The 17,759-nt window shown below is 52.2% G+C and carries 13 protein-coding genes; 4 read left to right on the top strand and 9 right to left on the bottom strand.

Annotated features, from left to right (window positions below; genetic code table 11):
• Window positions 1-40: 40 nt before the first annotated feature.
• The 3 genes from ADH68_RS06430 to rsmH form a co-directional block, all read right to left on the bottom strand.
• Window positions 41-2,125: a penicillin-binding protein gene (locus ADH68_RS06430; protein ID WP_068961524.1), complete on the bottom strand. Its 2,085-nt coding sequence runs from the start codon at window positions 2,123-2,125 to the stop codon at window positions 41-43.
• A 90-nt stretch (window positions 2,126-2,215) separates the two neighbouring features.
• The gene (locus ADH68_RS06435; RefSeq protein ID WP_068961523.1) at window positions 2,216-2,560 is read right to left on the bottom strand and encodes an FtsL-like putative cell division protein; all 345 of its coding nucleotides are present in this window, start codon (window positions 2,558-2,560) and stop codon (window positions 2,216-2,218) included.
• 12 nt (window positions 2,561-2,572) lie between these two features.
• On the bottom strand, window positions 2,573-3,481 hold the full coding sequence (gene rsmH / locus ADH68_RS06440) for a 16S rRNA (cytosine(1402)-N(4))-methyltransferase RsmH (RefSeq protein WP_068961522.1): 909 nt from the start codon (window positions 3,479-3,481) through the stop codon (window positions 2,573-2,575).
• Between the two features lie 780 nt (window positions 3,482-4,261).
• On the opposite strand from rsmH, the gene ADH68_RS06445 reads away from it, so the two are divergent.
• Together ADH68_RS06445 and ADH68_RS06450 are read left to right on the top strand one after the other, a co-directional pair.
• Window positions 4,262-5,356 (top strand): OmpA family protein, encoded by a 1,095-nt coding sequence (locus ADH68_RS06445; RefSeq protein WP_068961521.1) that lies wholly within the window; start codon window positions 4,262-4,264, stop codon window positions 5,354-5,356.
• 113 nt (window positions 5,357-5,469) lie between these two features.
• Window positions 5,470-5,790 (top strand): hypothetical protein, encoded by a 321-nt coding sequence (locus ADH68_RS06450; protein WP_068961520.1) that lies wholly within the window; start codon window positions 5,470-5,472, stop codon window positions 5,788-5,790.
• A gap of 9 nt (window positions 5,791-5,799) precedes the next feature.
• Here ADH68_RS06450 and ADH68_RS06455 read toward each other — a convergent pair whose 3' ends face one another.
• The 6 genes from ADH68_RS06455 to ADH68_RS06480 form a co-directional block, all read right to left on the bottom strand.
• Window positions 5,800-6,171 carry a lipocalin-like domain-containing protein gene (locus tag ADH68_RS06455; protein WP_068961519.1) on the bottom strand — a complete coding sequence of 124 codons (372 nt, stop codon included), beginning with the start codon at window positions 6,169-6,171 and terminating at the stop codon, window positions 5,800-5,802.
• 662 nt (window positions 6,172-6,833) lie between these two features.
• Window positions 6,834-10,160 carry an ATP-binding protein gene (locus ADH68_RS06460; protein ID WP_068961518.1) on the bottom strand — a complete coding sequence of 1,109 codons (3,327 nt, stop codon included), beginning with the start codon at window positions 10,158-10,160 and terminating at the stop codon, window positions 6,834-6,836.
• 5 nt (window positions 10,161-10,165) lie between these two features.
• A complete protein-coding gene (queF, locus tag ADH68_RS06465; RefSeq protein ID WP_068961517.1) occupies window positions 10,166-10,636 on the bottom strand; it encodes a preQ(1) synthase in 471 nt (156 codons plus the stop codon).
• Between the two features lie 19 nt (window positions 10,637-10,655).
• Window positions 10,656-12,296 carry a dipeptidase gene (locus tag ADH68_RS06470; protein WP_068961516.1) on the bottom strand — a complete coding sequence of 547 codons (1,641 nt, stop codon included), beginning with the start codon at window positions 12,294-12,296 and terminating at the stop codon, window positions 10,656-10,658.
• A 64-nt stretch (window positions 12,297-12,360) separates the two neighbouring features.
• A complete protein-coding gene (locus tag ADH68_RS06475) occupies window positions 12,361-13,464 on the bottom strand; it encodes a glycosyltransferase family 4 protein (protein ID WP_068961515.1) in 1,104 nt (367 codons plus the stop codon).
• Between the two features lie 20 nt (window positions 13,465-13,484).
• A complete protein-coding gene (locus ADH68_RS06480) occupies window positions 13,485-14,558 on the bottom strand; it encodes a radical SAM protein (protein WP_068961514.1) in 1,074 nt (357 codons plus the stop codon).
• Between the two features lie 264 nt (window positions 14,559-14,822).
• Here ADH68_RS06480 and ADH68_RS06485 point away from each other — a divergent pair, with 264 nt between their 5' ends.
• Window positions 14,823-15,821 (top strand): FecR family protein, encoded by a 999-nt coding sequence (locus tag ADH68_RS06485; protein ID WP_068961513.1) that lies wholly within the window; start codon window positions 14,823-14,825, stop codon window positions 15,819-15,821.
• A gap of 68 nt (window positions 15,822-15,889) precedes the next feature.
• Complete coding sequence (locus tag ADH68_RS06490; protein WP_084274112.1) at window positions 15,890-17,758, top strand: carboxypeptidase-like regulatory domain-containing protein; 1,869 nt, start codon at window positions 15,890-15,892, stop codon at window positions 17,756-17,758.
• The last annotated feature ends 1 nt before the right edge of the window (window position 17,759 follow it).

A 17,759-nucleotide genomic window follows, 5' to 3' on the forward strand; every position in this document is an offset into this window, starting at 1 on the left:
TGAAAGTTTAAAAATGGTGAAATGTCGTTGTTGTCAGGTCTTATTGTGCGAGGGTAAGATGCACTCGTGTCCCGTAGGCAGGTATATGTCCCGGCGATGGGGTCTGCGCTGTGACGAATCCTGTGCCGGAGAATGTGACTTCCGCGCCGGCTTTTTCAAGCCGGTTGAGGGCCTCGCGCAGGGAGTATCCGATGACCGACGGCAACCCGTCGGATTGCTTGTCGGCGGTGGCGAAGTGCTTTACCCTGGGTATATCGAATGATTCGCGCAGACGCTCTATATGCGGGCGCGAGGTTGCGAAAAATGTAGGAACTCCCGGGTCGGGTCTTGCGTCGCTGTGGAAGTCGGAACTGTTGTTGAGCATGCCGCGCGAGTACATTTTCATAGCCACATTTTTCAGTACGGTGCCTGAAGTGGATGCTGCTCCGAAGAAGTTTTGCCTCGGATGACATGTCAGCACTATGCATGAGTATTGGGGTTTCTCAGCCGGGAAGAATCCGCAGAAAGCGAGGCGCTTTTTGGAGGTGTTGTAGCCGCCGCCTTCGATCATATAGCACGTACCCGTCTTTCCGGCTATGCGTACTTTGTCGTTGCGCAGCATCTTTCCGGTGCCATGGTCACCCCATACCACCTGTGTGAGCATCATGCGCATCCGTTCGGCTGTCTGCTGTGAGCATGCGCGTCCGTTGCCCATGTATGCCACCGGGAGCACGGAGTCGACGCCGTTGGTGCTTATCAGTTCTTTGACCAGTCGGGGCTTTACGTATACACCGTCGTTGGCTATGGCATTGTATATGGATAGGGTATACAGCGGAGGAATCTCTGTGGAGTATCCGTAGCACATGCGCGAGAGGGCAATGCGGCCACCGCGGTTGTTGGCGACACTGTCGATGCGCGGCGGCCGCTCTCCGGCGATGCCGGTATTCATCGGGTCGAGAAATCCGAGCTGCTTCAGTCGGGAGTAGAATGCTCCGGGATTGTCGCCGTAGCGCGATGTTATTATCTTGGCCATGCCTATATTGGACGAGCGCTCGATTACCTCTCTTACGGGCATGGCGTCGCATGCGTGGCTGTCGGTGATGGGGCGTCCGCCGGCATAAGGGAATGCGCGACCTGTGGGTATCACCTGCTCTACATCGGTCACGATGCCGTCCTCAAGTGCAATCATCATGGAGAGTGTCTTTACCACTGACCCCGGCTCATAGCCGAGCACGGCGCGGTTCATGCCTTCGATGTATTCTGTTCCGGCACGGTTTTTCTCGAGATTGGATATCGCCTTGATGTTTCCGGTGGATACTTCCATCAGCACTGCCACGCCCCAGTCGGCGTCGCATGCCGTAAGAACATCGTTGAGCGAATTCTCCACGATATCCTGCATGTTGATGTCGATGGTGGTCTTTATGTTGTAGCCGTTGACCGGAGGTATGTCGGTCCAATTGACGATATCTTTTGTCAGAGGCACTTTTTTCGCTACTCCCGGCGTGCCGTATAGCAGCGAGTCGAGGGCGCGTTCGAGTCCGGATATGCCATGGGTCTCTCCGGTGATTGAGTCGATGCCTACACCCCCAATCGAGCGTCGGGCCATGGCCCCGTAGGGGTTGACACGTCGCATTACCGGCTCGCGTGTGAGTCCGGTCTTATTGCGATTGGGGATATTGAAGAACGGGAATGTGCGCAACAGCTGGTATTGGGTATCGGAGATATTGCCAAGGAGCTTGTAGGCTCTCGGACGCTTCCTTTTTTCTGTCTCCAGGGGTTTCATAAGCCGTTTCTTCCATCCGGCTTTGTCGCGTATGGGGAAATGCTTGGCCAGACTGTCGGCGAGCGAGTCGACTGCTACAAGATAGCGTCCTTCGAGGAATCGTTCGCTGCGGTAGTCGATGCGTATGTTGTAGAAGCAGAGGTTGGTGGCGAGTATGCTGCCGTTGTTGGCGAGAATGTTGCCTCGGTCGGGGGGTAGGGATACCACTCTTGACAGTTCCTGCATGGCTTTCTCATTCCATTTCGGCGCGGAAAGCACGGTGTTGTCGAGCGAATTGTACACGACAGCTCCGGCAAACAGGAAAATCAGACCGATGATTACGGCATATCTAAGTAATATGTGCGAGCGGTTTTCTTTTTTCATCGTGCGCTTGAATCCATGTGTTGCTATAACAAGAACGGGTTGTTTGGAGATGATGGAGATGAGGCTTGGTGATGTCTTGTGTGCCGGGGGTCATCGCGGCGCGAGCCGGTAGGGAGGCTTGTCCTGTACGCGCAGGTTGAGGTGCATTGTGTCGACGAGTTCCTGCATCGACGACTCTCGTATGCGGCTCATGTATTCGCTGCGTTCGCGTATGCGTTCCGTCTGCACGATTTCAAGTTCGTGCTCAAGCTTACGTATCTCTTCCATGCGTGTCAGGCACTGGTAGCGGTTGGTGATGTACACCATAATCATTCCTACGCATAGGAGTACGTACACCCAATGCTTTACGAAGTAGTCGATGGGTAGCAGACGCCCGTGGACTATCCTCAATATTATATTGTCGCTTTTGCGTTTTGATGTCGTTTTTTTTGCCATTGCGGGGCTATGTTATATCTTTTCGGCGATGCGAAGTTTCGCGCTGCGTGAGCGAGGATTGGATTCGATTTCGTCATCGTCGGGTATTATGGGTTTGGAGGTGAGGAGGCGGAGAGGGGAGAGATTGCGTCCGTAGAAATCCTGCCGGAGTTGTCCGTCGAGATTGCCTGTGCGCATGAAGTTCTTGACCAGCCTGTCTTCGAGCGAATGGTATGTGATTATTGCGAGTCTTCCTCCCGGCTTGAGTACTTCGAGTGTCTGGCGCAGGAATGCCTGCAGGGCTTCCATTTCACCGTTTACCTCGATACGCAGTGCCTGAAACACCTGAGCAAGCTCTTTTTTCTCGCGCCGCTTGTCGATGAATGGCCGAGAGAGGTCAATAAGGCGCTCGACAGTGTCGACAGGAGAGTTGTCGCGCTCTTTCACGATAGCTCGTGCGAGTCGCTTTCCCTGGCGAAGCTCGCCGTAAAGGGTGAACATGCGTGTAAGTTCTTCTTCAGAGGCATTTGCCAAGAGCCATGCCGCGGAGTGTTCGGCCCGGCGGTTCATTCGCATGTCGAGCGGTCCGTCAAAGCGGAACGAGAATCCGCGCTCCGGGTCGTCGAAATGATGGAACGATACTCCGAGGTCGGCAAGGATTCCGTCGACCTGAGGCGCGTCGTAGAAGCGCAGGAAGTTGCGCAGAAAGCGGAAGTTTCCGTAGACGAATGTAAACCTCGGGTCGTCGATGGCGTTGGCCATTGCGTCGGCGTCCTGGTCGAAACTGAGCAGACGGCCTTCGCCCCCAAGTTGCCGCATAATCGCACGCGAATGTCCGCCGCCACCGAATGTGACGTCGACATAGGTGCCATCGGGCTTTATATCAAGGCCTTTGATGGTTGCATCAAGGAGCGCAGGTATGTGGTAGGGTTGGTCGTTCATAGCTCAACGGTTCAAAGGTGTAAAGTTACAGAAATTCCATATATTTACCCAAAAATTTGCAACTACAAATTCCAAAAAACTTATCGACATATGTAGAAAATCTTCATTCCTGAAGGTTGGGTGGCAGTATGTTTGCATTTGTAAACACTTCGTGAGGAAAGATAGATGGTTTTATGAGGGATAATAATAAAATGTCGATGTAGGCAGAGTCTGTGACGGCATGTTATTAAACATGCTTTAATGGAGCCTCAAACTGTGAAATTAATAGTACGGATAAGAAAACGCACAATGAAACGGGCAGTCGGCTTGCAAAATGCAAGAATTAGGCAGATGACTATAAGAGCTTGTTTAATAATAAATGTTGCCGCCAGGGTCGTATAGCTTGAGTCGATTTTCGACATGTGACGAAGGAGTGTACTTTATGTACATGACTGAGGAACAAGGCGAAAAGCGGCCAAGATATACGAGACAAAAGGTAACTTTATAACCATTCAATCTCTTGCCTGCTTTAAAGCAAATGTAAAAATATATCAACAATATGGAACAAATTACATCCCTTCGGTCATTCGCCGGCATATTTCCGCCCGTTCTTCGGTCGTTATGGAGCCCCATAACTCCCTCATTACAAGCGAAAATCTGCTCGCCGACTGACCGCCCTGACGGTAACATTTATTATTAAACAAGCTCTAAACTTTTTGCGTTACAAATCTTTTTTAAATAAAAGCCTACTCTTCCATAAAAATTTTTCTCGAAGTTTATAACCCCCAAAAAAAGAGAATCATGGCAAGCAAAATCAGAGTCTACGGACAGGCTCAAAACCTAACTGCGCTGGGGATAATTCATGCATACATGAAGCTGTATCCCGAGGCAACAATTGAAGATCTGCGCAATGCCTTTCCCGACGCGCTATCGCCCGATAAAGGTGTGGCCGAAATTTTCATTGACGCCGACACCCCTGATGCCGACGAGCACTATTTTACATCGGCCGATGAGGTAATCGAGACTGCCGATGGCAAGAGAGTAGCCATGGCAAAACTTTGGACAAAGCCCTCATATGACAATCTGGTGCGCCGTGCCGCCGACTACGACATAGAGGTGGCCGAGTTTGAGCATCAGCAGCAGGTGGGTAAAAAAGGCTCCTACTATATAGAGTATGTCAACGGCTTCGTTCCCGGTGACGAGGTTGAGACGGTACAGCAATATGAGGAGAGCAAGATGAAACGCGGTTGTCTGGGATGGCTGTGGGTTCTGCTCGGTATCTTCCTCATATTCCTTATAGCTCTGTTCATCGGTAAGTGCTGCAGTAAGGATGATACTGTGGTTCCGGCAGGGGAAATCACCGAAACTGCCATCATTGTCGATGAGGCCGGCGGAGGTGCTCAGACCGGGGCAAATGGCGTTGCCGGCCAGAATGCCGGTACTGATGCAAGCAGCGTAAATTCCTCAACTGGAGCTGCTGTGTCTGACGCCACCGGTGCTGCTACAGCCAAGGTGACCGGTAACACCGGTACGTGTACCACCGCACCGGCTGAGGCTGTTGCCCAGATAGAGAAATATCAGAAACAGTTTGACGCAATTGAATATCCTGTCGGAGAATATCAGCTTAAGCCTGATGCAAAGGCTATTCTCGACAATGTGGCCCGGATAATGAAAGAGAATCCCGGCATGAAGATTACGGTCAACGGATATGCCTCTCGAGAAGGCAATCCACAGGCCAACCAGGTGCTTTCCGATAAGCGGGCCGCCACTGTTGTCGACTATCTTGTAAGCAAGGGCGTAGCTCCCGACTGCCTGAAAGCCAGCGGTCTTAATACCTCCGACCCGATATCAAAGGAATTGTCGCCCAACCGTCGTATTGACTTCGTGGTTGAGTAGCATATTGCCATTACAGGCAAATACCGGATATCCATACAGAGGACGGCGGCCGAATATTCGGCCGCCGTCTACGTTATTATATCAGGTGTGTAAAAAAATTACACTACAGTACGATGAAAATTATCTATAACAGACTGATTCCTGTCGGCAAACGGTACTATGCGATAAATCTTTTCGGAGTGCTGTTTGCCAAGGGTCCGTGCAACCGCACAATCATAACCCACGAGAAGATACATACCGCACAGATGAAAGAACTGGGATATCTGTTTTTCTATCTGGCGTATGTAGTGGAGTGGCTGATACGGGTAATACAGTACAGGGGTTTACACAAGGGATACCTTAATATCTCATTTGAGAAAGAGGCATATTGCAATCAGTCGGATTCGGGATATCCCGGCAGACGTAGGCATTACAGTTTTGTCAGCTATTATTAGCTTGGCGGGCTATTGGCATTTTTCTCTTGTATACTCGAGGTCCATCGCGCCCATTCGCAGTACCATGGTATCTGCCGACAGTCTGACAACGACAAGGGTGTCGGAGAAATCTATTGTCTGGCCGTTGCCTATGCTTTTGCCTCCGAGTATGAGGCGGTTGCCTTCGATTGTCCATGTGTCGTAGGCGAGTGTGGCCATGTTTATTGATGAGGCTTTTCCATCAGGCTCGAGTGCAATTCCCTGCCATGCGTCAGGCTGTCCAGGCACAGGCTGAATCCATCTTCCTTCGATATCGGTGTTCTTGCCTACGCATAGAGTCAGCGTAGTAGTGGCCACGGCACATATGGCGGCAGCACAAATAGCTCTTGTTATTAATTTCATATTGTCGGGGTGTTGAGGATGTAGACGATTGTTAATTGTATTAGATTGCCTTCCGGAGGCTGGCGCTGTATGGCAAAGATACAGAATAACCGGGAAAATATTAACAAAAGCTATGTGAAACTTTTTGTAAATATCATAAAAAACGGCTCCCGGAGCTAACTTTTTCATCCCGATTTTCGTTATGCATATACTTCCGGCAAGAGCGGGTAGGGCATGAAAGGATGTATGCGAAGTTTCCCGACGGAACTACAAGAGCCCGTACACATATGTAATGGCTCTCAAAATAGAAATCCCAAATCGGTCGTATCCGCTCTTACCTTTTTCCGGAAGCCGCATGCGGAAAGCCGCGGCAAAAGTAAGAATCACCGCATGCCACATTCTAATAGAAAGGAGGCATAAGACATAGAAATAGAGCAACGACATATGACGGGACAGAGGCCCGCGTACCGATTGATACGTCTTATACGCCGGCTCTCTGTTGAGAATCGAGCCAAGATAACAGATTGCACTAATCTTGAATTGAGTGCGGATCCAGCAGCATTGGATGCCTAAATATAAATCTCTACAACCATCATATCCATCTGCTGTCAATATATATCCAGGAGTCTGCGGATACACTGATAAGAATCAGGTAGCCGCAGACTCCTTGTTTATACGTATATCTATCGGGCCGCTTTCAGCGCTTTTATCTCCTTGGAGGTGAGGGGTTCGCCCTTCCCGTTTATGCCGCGTACGTATACGGTTCCATCTGTCATCGGGATTATTACCGGAGCGGGACGCACGTCGATGCGGCATACCCACTGTCCGTCAATGAAGTCAAACTCAGGCTTCACATAGTCGGGATAGAGTACAACGCCCTCCGGTGCGGCTCCGAAATGCCGGCGCATGCCGTTGTCAAGCATCAGACGGAACTTGTCTTTCACATCCTGGATATCGTAATCGTCTATTCCGCCGTTGAGGTATACAAAGTCGGAATGGAGCCCTACGGGTTGTCCGTTGTTGTTAACGCCGATAAAGAGTGTACCACCCTTCTGGTTGAGCATGGCATCGATACCCTTCATTATGTCGGCTACCTGTAGTCGCGGGTCGGCCGTCATGTGACGGTCGCGTTCGGGCGGATATATCAGGGATGTTTTGAATTCGTGGTAAATGTCCTCCTCCTGTGCCACACGTGTGTGGAGCGTGTCGGGCATAGGCAGGTCGAGCAGTCGGTAAATCTCCCGCTTAAGAGTCTGGCGAGCCTCGTATACCTCAATGCCTCGTAGGAAATTGTACGACATTACCAGACGGGCGAGCGCTCCGATTGTTGTGTTGTCGCCGCTTGATGCGGCATCTACAAGAGCGCCCGATTCCTGCCAGGGAGTGTCGAGGCGCGAGAGCACCCGCAGTATCATCAGACGGCGACGTGTGTCGGGATCGCTCTGGGCGAGCATTGACGCGCGGCGGTCAAGGGCGTCAAACGTCTCCCTGTCAATCCATCCTACAGCCGCAAATGACCACAAGGCCTCGACAAGCGACATCTTTACGGAGTATACCTCGCGCAGGAAAGTGTCGTCAAGTATGGCCGACAGCAGCCTTGCGAGCGCAAGATGATTGTAGGTGGGCACATAGTCGGTATGGCGCATCGAGGCCACGCTGTCGACGAGCCTTATCAGCTCTCTTACCTCGTCGGGCTGAAGATATACCTCGGGCTCGGTGGGTGCTGCTACCATCTCGTCGGTATCCGCTCCCGGAGCAGGCGAGTACAATGCGCCGCCGGCATAGCGTTTAAGCAGATAATAGAACGCGTTGCGCTTGAAGCGGAACAGATTGTCGTCCTTGTCCTCTGTGTCAATAAACCGTCCGTTGATAAACAGTTTGTTGTCAGGACGTGAATTAATGTACTCAATCCGGGTGTACACCACTTCATTGGCCATAAGTTCTTCGCGCGGTGCCTTGAAAACGACAGGAAATCCGGAATCGGTAACTCCGAACCACTGGTTGGTGGCGCTGCGGTAGTCGTAGAGATAGGTGCGGCACTCCTCTTTGGAGTCGCGTGCTTCAGAGGCCATGCGTATGGTAAGCTCGCGTATGCCTTTGCGCATCGAGAAGCGCATCATCCCTGTGGCATAGTCCACTTCCTCGACAGTGGCTTTGAGCAGGAACGGGCGTCCGCTGTCGAAATCTACAAAATCCTCGGCTTTTGCTGCAAGTGGGTATATCACGATGTCGAATGTGTTGATAGTGCCCTGTCCGGTATAGCCGGGCTCTTCGACACAGCACAGGAAATTGTGCGGATTATCCGGCATCGCGCCAGCAATTCTTACAAGCACCGACTGTCCCACTTCAGGGAGCACGGTCCTGGATGTCGTGTCGGCTTTATGAGTATTGGTTTTGCGGGGGGTAAGTAGAGTGTCCTGCACGGTGTCCCATATAGTGTGCAGGCGGCTCAGATCGTTGATGTCACTGCCGGTTTTTTCGGGGAGTTTCTCGTTGAGCAGCACCTGTACCTTTCGGGGAGCGAACATGTCGGAGGGAAGTACGTTGCGTAGTGCGGCATGGTCGGAGTGTGCGATGGTGATTATGCCGTCGCGCAGACGTATTATGGCGCTGCTGCTTTCGTAGACACCCTGCACCGGGATACCACGGTGCTGCACCGGGCGCAACAGCCTTGTCGAGCACAGGAGCGATACGTCGTCAAGATCGTTCCACCCGAATTCGATGGCATCTTCATTCTCGCCGAGCAATGTGCAGAATGCTTTGTCGATAAGTTCGGAACTGCGCTTGTCGATAAGCATCGACGCGTAGCGGTAGAGCATGGCGCGGTACAGATTCCACGAAGAGAAATCGCGTCCGGAAGTAAGCAGCAGCTGCAGGGCAAGGGCTACAATCATCTCGCGTACCGAGGCTTTGTCTATGGCGGCGACAATCTTGCTTTCATTGTTGATGAAGATGTCGAGCATCTCGATGAATGCCTTGCTGTAGAGTTTGGCAAACCGGGGCTGGGCATGACGGTCGCGTATGATGTCGAATATGTCGGACACGTATCGACGCAGATACTCCGTGCGCAGAGTGAACAGCGACATGAGCACACGCATGCGGCGTTCTGGCTGATAAAGATAACCCGATAGTTTGAGTGTGTCGATGGCATCGTCGATAAATGCCTGCTCGCGTCCGTCGAGCAGCAGCCAGATAGCCTCGCGATAGTCGCCGGCATGGGTTATTATGCGTGCTAGCCGGGCCTGTATCCCTTCGTGGGAGGAGGCGGGAAACGCGCCGAGCACACTGCCGCGTTCAAGCACGCCGGTAGCTATGGCTATATATCGTTCGAGCCAGCGCAGTTTGCGCTGCATATATATGTCGGGACGGCATCCCTTCTTTGGGTTGAGCCATTGGGCGAAGTTGCGCTCCACGCCCTCAAGGGCGGCAATTACCCATCGCGGGTCGGAGTTTTCGCAAAGCGACAGAGCCTCGCCGAGCACTTTGTGGGAACGCATGAACGAGATAATCCACTCTCCGGTCATTGACCCTTCGGGGTCGAGCATGGCTATCTGGCCGGGTGTAATCCCTACGGTGGTAGCCCGTTCTTTCTCATAGTCAACAAGAGAAAGCTGGAGCATACCGTCGGCGATACCGTTTACCCGACATACAATTCGCTTGAAGCGCTGCAGACGGCGGCGTCCGAAGTCGGTAAGCGGAAACGTAAAACCGTTGATATCGTCGCGCACCTTGTAGCCGCCCGACTGTAGCCCTGACAGCACGCAGAATGCATAGTCTTCGCCCACGGTGTAGAATTGCGGCAGGATAGTGTCAAGATCCTGTTCCATCTTCCCGTCGTCGCGAAGCACGCATGTGATGCTTTCCGGAAGACTGTCGCGCTGAAAATTATAGGCAGGCACTCGGTATGTGCGGCCGAATGCGCTGATATTGAAAAAGAGCTTTCCCGACTCACGGTTGACTTCTATCTCTCGGGCCGGGAAAGTGTATTTCTTGTCTCTGTCAGGAGTCATATCTGTCAGGATTCAGGAAATGAGGCGAGCATGCGCGAGCGGGCCATGTCGCGGTGCTCATCGTCGGCATAGTTGGCAAAGGGGTGTATGGCGATGCCGCCGCGAGGGGTGAATATGCCCTTTACCTCCAGATAGCGAGGGTCCATGAGAGCCACGAGGTCCTTCATGATAATGTTCACGCAATCTTCGTGGAAGTCGCCGTGATTGCGGAAGCTGAACAGATACAGCTTCAGACTCTTGCTCTCTACCATGCGTTCGCGCGGTATGTAGCTTATGATGATTTTTGCGAAATCGGGCTGGCCCGTCTTTGGGCAGAGCGATGTGAATTCCGGACAATGGAATGTGACGAGGTATTCGTTGTCGGGATGCTTGTTGGGGAATGTCTCAAGCACCTGCGGGGCATATTTATCCGGATAGTTAGTCGCTGTATTACCGAGCAAGCTGAGGCCCGGCATCTCGTTGTCCTGACGTGACATATGTTAAATAATTATGGAATCAAGGGTTGACTACTTTAAGGCGTTCGCCGGCATCTTTTGCCACCGAGCGGTAATATTCCTCGCTGTATCCTCCGAACACAGGCGATGCGCACTGCCCTTCAGGAGTGCGGGCAAACCGTCCGGGGGCTGTCTCTTTCTTTATATTGCCGTCGAGGTATTTTACAAAAAGATAGTCGCCGAGCTCTTTGAAGCGTTTGGTCGAGCGGTCGGCCCATGTGCATGAGAATTCGGTAAGCAGACGTTCCTGGTCGGCGGGAGCGAGATGCATGGCGCGCGACTCGATGTCGGCTGCCGCATGGGCGATATTGTCCTCAAGCTCGTTCTGTACGCGGCGTATGTCGGGAATCATCTGGCTGTAGCGGTTGTAGGCCTGATTGGCCACATAGTTGTGGACCCAGAATGCAGCGTCCCAGCTGAGTGTAAGCATGTCGCCGTTGCCCGGGGCATAGCAGCGCGGCACACGCTGAATCGAACAGTACATTGGCACATACACACAGGTATTGGTGTCGTCGACTCCGAACCACAGAACACCTTTCATAGCTTTGGGCATATCCTTGCGCAGCTGCGCCACAAAGCTGAATCCGGTCTGCTGTGTGGCGATGGCGCGTTCGTTGGTGTACTCAACACTGTCGACAGTAAATGTCATCGGACGCCAGCGGTAGGGCACCTTGAACGGGCCGGCTCCGACATCCTGTGTCATGTCGAAGGGTGTGTCCTCGAAGTGGTCGCGCATAGCCCACTGCATGTCGCGCACCGATAGCGGGCGTGCGGGCTTTACCCACAGTGGCATCGGTTCGCCCTTGGCCTCGTTGATCCAGGGGAGCCAGCGATCGATATCGTCGTCGGAGTGTTTCTTGAAAAATGACCACACGCGCGCGTCGCATCCGCGCAGCGCGCCGAAATCGGTGATTGCATATGCTTTCGAAAAGTCGAAATCCTTGTCCTTGCCGGAGAAGTAGCCTTGTGAGCGGGCGAAGTTGATGACATCGGGCGAATACAGGGTCTCCGGGTCGTTGAGGGGGAAGGTGTGGATGCGGGCGTGGTTGGCATGTCCGGAAATCATGCCGTCGGGGATACGGCGGGCCACCCATACGGCTCCTTTGCTCTTGCCTCCCTTGCCTATCATCTCCATAATCCAGGCCTCGTTGCCGTCGGCTATCGAGAATGATTCGCCCTCGCTTGCATAACCGTATTCGGCAACAAGGTCGGTCATAGTCTTTATGGCCTCGCGAGCGGTCTTGGCACGCTCGAGGGTGATGTAGATGAGAGAGCCGTAGTCGATTATTCCGGTGGTGTCGACCAGTTCCTCGCGCCCTCCCCATGTGCTCTCGCTGATTGCGAGGCCATGCTCGTTGATGTTGCCTACGGTAGCATAGGTGTGGGCCGGCTGGGGGATATGTCCGAGGAGGCGTCCGGTGTCCCAGTCGCGTACTTCGCGCATCTCTCCGGGGGCATGGTCGGCTGCCGGTGTTGAGTAGAGCTCGCCGTAGAGGGTATGGGAGTCGGCGGCGTATGTTATCATGGCGCTTCCGTCGGCGGTGGCGCCGGGGGCTGCGATAAGGCTTGTACAGGCCGATGCAGTAAAATGCCCTGCCGCGAATATGGCGGCAATAGCTGCGGATATGGTCTTTAAATTCATAGAGGTATTTGTCACATGTGATATACGTGACTACAAATTTACACAAAAAGAGGGATTCGGGCAACTATATGGCGCTGTCCGGAGCGCCATATACCGACGCTACCTGCATGGCGATGTTGTCCCAGTCATATTTTCCGAGGCTGTAATCGATACGTTGCGGGCCATTGTCGATTTTTGAACGTATGCGCGATGCGAGGGTGTCGATGTCGCCGGTGGGAAAATAGTCACCGGCGGGCAGTCCTACCTCAAGATTGGCGGGGATGTCGCTCACCACCACCGGCAGTCGATATGACATAGCCTCAAGCAAAGCGATGGGTAGCCCTTCGTGGGAAGATGGGAGCGAGAAGCATGCCGCGTTGGAGAGGAGCGAGTGCAGCCGCCGTCCGCGTATGAATCCGGTCAGCACCACATCGTTGTCGCGGGCCTTTTGCTTGAGCAAGCGTGAGTAGTCGTCCTCGAAGTCGGCGTCGCCTGCAAGCAAGAGTTTATATCCATACCGGGCGAGGCCGGTGCGGTTGAAGGCATCGATAAGGTGGTGGAGATTCTTCTCGGGCACAAAACGGCTCATGCCCAGAATATATCGTCCGGGCTTGATTCCGAGTTCAGAGAAGTATGCGTCGTCGGAACATATCTCAGGCTCAGGGACACCATTGTATATAAGATGTACACGGCGTGTGCGGCCATAGCGAGAGGCGATGTTGCGGCGAATGGCGTCGCTGATTACAATCACATCGTCGGAGAAACGACTCCCCCAGCTTTCGCCCATCTTGATAATCGTGCGGGCTAATCGTCCCCATTTGGCGCGCTCATAGTCGGGCCCGTGGTTGGTCATTACGACACGCATGCCTAGGAGTTTGGCCAGGGGTACTGCCAGCGATGGCCCCACGGCGTGTATATGCAGCAGATCGGCCTTAGCCCGGCGAGCGGCAACCACGGCTCTTATCGTATGGACTATCGCCTCAAAAGCCTTTTTGCGGGGAGTGGCTATGTCGACCAGATTCACCCCCTGCCATCGTGTACGGGAATCGCCGGCCACATACGAGTCGCGCCTCACGACTGTAATATCGTAGCCCATCGCGGCAAGGCGCGGATAGAGATGCTCGCAGTGGGTCTCCACTCCGCCCATCACTCCTGGTATGCCTCGCGTGCCGGTTACGAATACTTTCATGGGATAATGTGTGAATATGGTCAGAATTTTTCGCGGAGGTCGCCCTGAGAAGGATTCTGCCCTACATCGTGCCAGGTCTTGTCAAGACACGGTTTCAGCCCGCGCATCGAGCGCAACTTGTTGGTGACAGCCCATCGCATCGGATATTTCATGTATTTATGCATTACCGGCGATGCCGTGCCTACCATCCAGCAGTTTTTGGGACAACGGGCCACACAGTCGCGCACCTCTGCCGCCTGCGGCGAGCGCCATAGCTCCATGAAGTCGGGAGTGGTGTGTATGTTGCCCATCGATTTCTTCCAGTATTTTGGCTCAAGGCCGTTGCAGGGATATACCTCGCCCCAAGGGTCGATGAAGAAATTGGCCGAACCGGCCTCGCAGGGGAGCATCCGGCGTCCACCTTCGATATAATTGATGAGGCCCATGTTGAACCATGCGCGAAACCACGATTTCGGGTGCTTCTCCTGAAGCTGCCATTCAATCAGTTGCTCGAAATTGCGGCATACCTCCTCCTTGTTGGTAATTACATTGTCATCCTTATGGAAATAATATGAATTGTGGAAGGCGGCGGTGGCAAATTCCATGCCGAGCGAGCGACTGAGCTGATACAGAGAGAGCATGTCGGCCGAGTTGTTGTTGCTGACTGTGCAGCCGAAACCGATATCCTTAAGGCCCATCTGCTTAAGAGCAAGGAGTGTGCGGAGCCCCTTGTCAAATCCACCGGCATGACCGCGCAACTCGTCGTTCTTGCCGCTGAGCCCCTCTATCGATATGCGTATGCCGATGTCGGGAAAACGGCGTGCAAGCGCTATCACACGATCCTCAAACCATCCGCTTGTGGATATCACAATCCTACGGGTGTGGCGGTAGCACTCCTCGACAATTTCAGCAAGGTCTTCGCGGATGAATGGCTCTCCGCCGGTGAGATTTATGAATTTCAGGTCGGGCAGACAGCGCAAATCGGCCGCGGTTATCTCCTCGCGTCTGTCGGTAGGGTTCTGCCATATGTTGCACATCTTGCAGCGCATTGGGCAGCGGTAAGTGAGGATAATGCTGGCGTCGGTCGGCACCGGTACCGTATGTTTATTTTCCATATAGGATATTGGTGATAAGTTTGTCGTGGAGAGAGAGTAGTGTCCACTGTACAGAATCAGCCCGGCAATGGGTCGGTTGGACGGTATAGTATTAACACCGGTTCTTGCTTTTTTATTGTGCAGTGAGGTGAATTATTGCGTATTCCGTGCATTGCGCATTTTTAAAATGTTTTTTTCAAAAAAATGTTATCGTATGTTAGCATATGCATAAACTTGTGCGTCTTGGATAAACAAAACGGATTAACCGAAAAATCATAGCACCAGATGATACATCATACACCAGATGATTACGACCTGATTGTAGGATACCTAGGCGCATCCCGCGACATTCCGGATGAAGAGCGGGAAAAGATTGAGTCATGGATACTTGACCACAGCGACGAGCACCGTCTGTCGGAGAGCATCGCACGTATATGGGCCTCGGGCGAGGACATGTCGGGAAAAGTAAATATGGCCGGCCTTATACGGCTTTTGCAGTCAATCGAGACACCGGCATCCCGAAATGGCAGATATTATAGTCCTGCCGGTATAATATGGCGCGTGGCAGCTGTGGCCGCAGTGCTGACCGCATTAGTATTCGGCACTGTAAATATGCTTGACAACAGACTGTCGGAACCGGATATGATGCTTGTCACCGCAACAGGGAGTGTAGGCGAGTTTACACTGCCTGACGGGAGTCATGTGTGGCTGAATGGCGGCACTACCCTTGTCTATAACCGAGATTTCTCAGCAGGAGGATTCCGTAAAGTCAAGATAGACGGTGAAGCATACTTTGATGTGGCGCATGATAATGACTGCCCGTTTATCGTAGATATGGACGACATGCAGATACAGGTGACAGGTACTGAATTTGATGTAAGAAACTATACAGCATGCCGTACCCATGATATCATATTGAGGGAGGGTAGCATAAATGTCAGCGGGCCATGGGGCGACAAGCATGTGACTATGGCTCCGGGCGAAATGCTGGTATTTAACCGTGAAACGGGAAAAGTGATGCTTTCACATACTGATGCCGACAATTACTGCCGTTGGTTTGAGCGATTTTCAATATTTGACAACGAACCGCTTTCCGACATTCTGATTAATGTAAGTCGGCGATATGGAGTCGACCTTAAAATCGAGAGTGGCGTAGACACGTCATTCTGTCTTTCGGTGACCATGGGTGGGGAATCGCTTGAGAGTATAATGGGCGTTCTGTCATATCTGTCGCCGATTGCATATGAAATCAGGGGCAATACCCTGTATGTCAGTGCTGAATAATTTGATATCCAGTTTGCGCAACTGCAATATAAATCTACCAATCTATTAAATTCTTCACTAAATCTATCATGCCATCACACTTCACAATTAAAAGTATTTCACGGCGGATGCTTTGGGTGATGCTTCTATGCTCAATTGCCACGTTAAGTCTGTCGGCGCAGCCGGCCGGCATAAGTGTAAGCGTAAAAGATGTCACAGTCAAAGAACTGCTGAAGCAGATTGAGGCTCAGAGCGGCTATACCTTTGCATATGCCAACTCTCAGATTCCACTCGACAGGCGTGTATCGGTCAATGCAGTCGACATGTCGGTCGAGGCCATTATTGCCGAGGTAATGCCTGAAGTATCTGTACGAACCGAAGACAAGAAAATATTGCTTTCGCCAAGAAAGAAGAATAAAGATAATAAGAAGGAAAAAGAAAATATGCGGCAGACTGTCACCGGCACAGTCTATGATGAAAACGGAGAGCCTGTAATCGGCGCTACTGTCATGCAGCGCAACACATCGAATGCGGTTACTACCGACATCGACGGTCACTTTACAATTAATGTCGGCGGTTCAGAGCCTACAATCAGGGTCAGCTATATAGGCTACACTCCTTCTGAAGTAAAGGCAATAGTTGGAAAACCAATGAAAATCAAGCTGAAAGGGTCGGGTATCAATCTTGATGAGGTAGTAGTGACAGCGCTCGGTATAACCCGCGAGCAGAAATCCCTTGGATATGCCGTGTCAAAGGTGAGCTCCGATGAGCTCAACAATAGCGTCAGCGGCAACTGGCTAAATAATCTCAACGGCAAAGTCGCAGGACTCAGTACGGTTGGCGGCGCCTCTGGCCCGACCGGCTCGATGCGTGTGGTGTTGCGTGGTGACCAGTCGCTCAACTATGGCTCTAACGAGGCCCTGTTTGTAGTAGACGGTGTACCTGTCTCGTCGGGCGACGTCGGTACAGGAAGCGGCGGTATGAGCAATACCGACGCGACAGTAGACTTCGGCAACGGTGCGTCGGAAATAAATCCCGAGGATGTAGAGTCGGTGTCTGTACTCAAGGGTCCGGCCGCTACCGCTCTATATGGGTCGCGCGCGGCCAACGGAGCCATAGTGATAACCACTAAAAGCGGACGCGATACAAAGGGTGTTGGTGTCACCGTAAATTCGTCGGTGACATTTGAAAAGGCCATGAGATTTCCGAAGTTCCAGAAAGTATATGGTCCGGGCAATGACAATGGATACAAGCCGTTTGCTGCATGGAACTTCAGTAAGACAGAAGCTCCCGAGGGTTTCGAGAGCGGGCGTAATGCTTCCCGATACTCATATGGCGAGGCTTTCGGCTACGGCAAGCTACGCAACCAGTTCAACTCATACAATTGGCTGACGGGGGAATATACACTGACTCCGTTTGAATATGCCGATGACTGGTACAGCGGTATCTACGAGACCGGCACGACATATAAGAACAACGTAACCCTGACTTCCAATAATGGTAAAGGCACGTCGGCACGTGTGTTGATAACCGACACACGCAACTCATGGATTATGCCAAATACCGGCTATCAGAACCAGACTGTGTCGGCATCGTTCTCGACAAAGATGGGTAAATGGGTGAAGTTCAACGCAAAAGTGAATTATCTTCACAAGACCAGTGACAATACGCCCGTTACAGGATATTCCACATCGTCGCCTACATATTATATTGTGTGGGGACTGACATCCAACTCGATGAGATTGTATAAAGACGAGTATTTCAGCGGGCGTGTCAACTCGGCCAATTACAACGGAGGCTGCAAGGATGGGCTTGGTATGGTCAATTCGCTGGGAAACTCTCAGCCGGGCAACCCATATCATCAGCTTTACGAGGCGACCAATTCCATCAACAAAAGCCGTGTATACGGCGCAATGAACCTTACAATTATCATTCCCGGTAAAAGGCCTGACTCTTGAT

This window comes from Muribaculum intestinale (genome assembly GCF_002201515.1).
Taxonomy (GTDB): Bacteria; Bacteroidota; Bacteroidia; order Bacteroidales; family Muribaculaceae; genus Muribaculum; species Muribaculum intestinale.

Coding starts and splice junctions, on each gene's coding strand:
- ADH68_RS06430 (WP_068961524.1), bottom strand. CDS start 2,125: ATGAAAAAAGAAAACCGCTCGCACATATTACTTAGATATGCCGTAATC.
- ADH68_RS06435 (WP_068961523.1), bottom strand. CDS start 2,560: ATGGCAAAAAAAACGACATCAAAACGCAAAAGCGACAATATAATATTG.
- rsmH (WP_068961522.1), bottom strand. CDS start 3,481: ATGAACGACCAACCCTACCACATACCTGCGCTCCTTGATGCAACCATC.
- ADH68_RS06445 (WP_068961521.1), top strand. CDS start 4,262: ATGGCAAGCAAAATCAGAGTCTACGGACAGGCTCAAAACCTAACTGCG.
- ADH68_RS06450 (WP_068961520.1), top strand. CDS start 5,470: ATGAAAATTATCTATAACAGACTGATTCCTGTCGGCAAACGGTACTAT.
- ADH68_RS06455 (WP_068961519.1), bottom strand. CDS start 6,171: ATGAAATTAATAACAAGAGCTATTTGTGCTGCCGCCATATGTGCCGTG.
- ADH68_RS06460 (WP_068961518.1), bottom strand. CDS start 10,160: ATGACTCCTGACAGAGACAAGAAATACACTTTCCCGGCCCGAGAGATA.
- queF (WP_068961517.1), bottom strand. CDS start 10,636: ATGTCACGTCAGGACAACGAGATGCCGGGCCTCAGCTTGCTCGGTAAT.
- ADH68_RS06470 (WP_068961516.1), bottom strand. CDS start 12,296: ATGAATTTAAAGACCATATCCGCAGCTATTGCCGCCATATTCGCGGCA.
- ADH68_RS06475 (WP_068961515.1), bottom strand. CDS start 13,464: ATGAAAGTATTCGTAACCGGCACGCGAGGCATACCAGGAGTGATGGGC.
- ADH68_RS06480 (WP_068961514.1), bottom strand. CDS start 14,558: ATGGAAAATAAACATACGGTACCGGTGCCGACCGACGCCAGCATTATC.
- ADH68_RS06485 (WP_068961513.1), top strand. CDS start 14,823: ATGATACATCATACACCAGATGATTACGACCTGATTGTAGGATACCTA.
- ADH68_RS06490 (WP_084274112.1), top strand. CDS start 15,890: ATGCCATCACACTTCACAATTAAAAGTATTTCACGGCGGATGCTTTGG.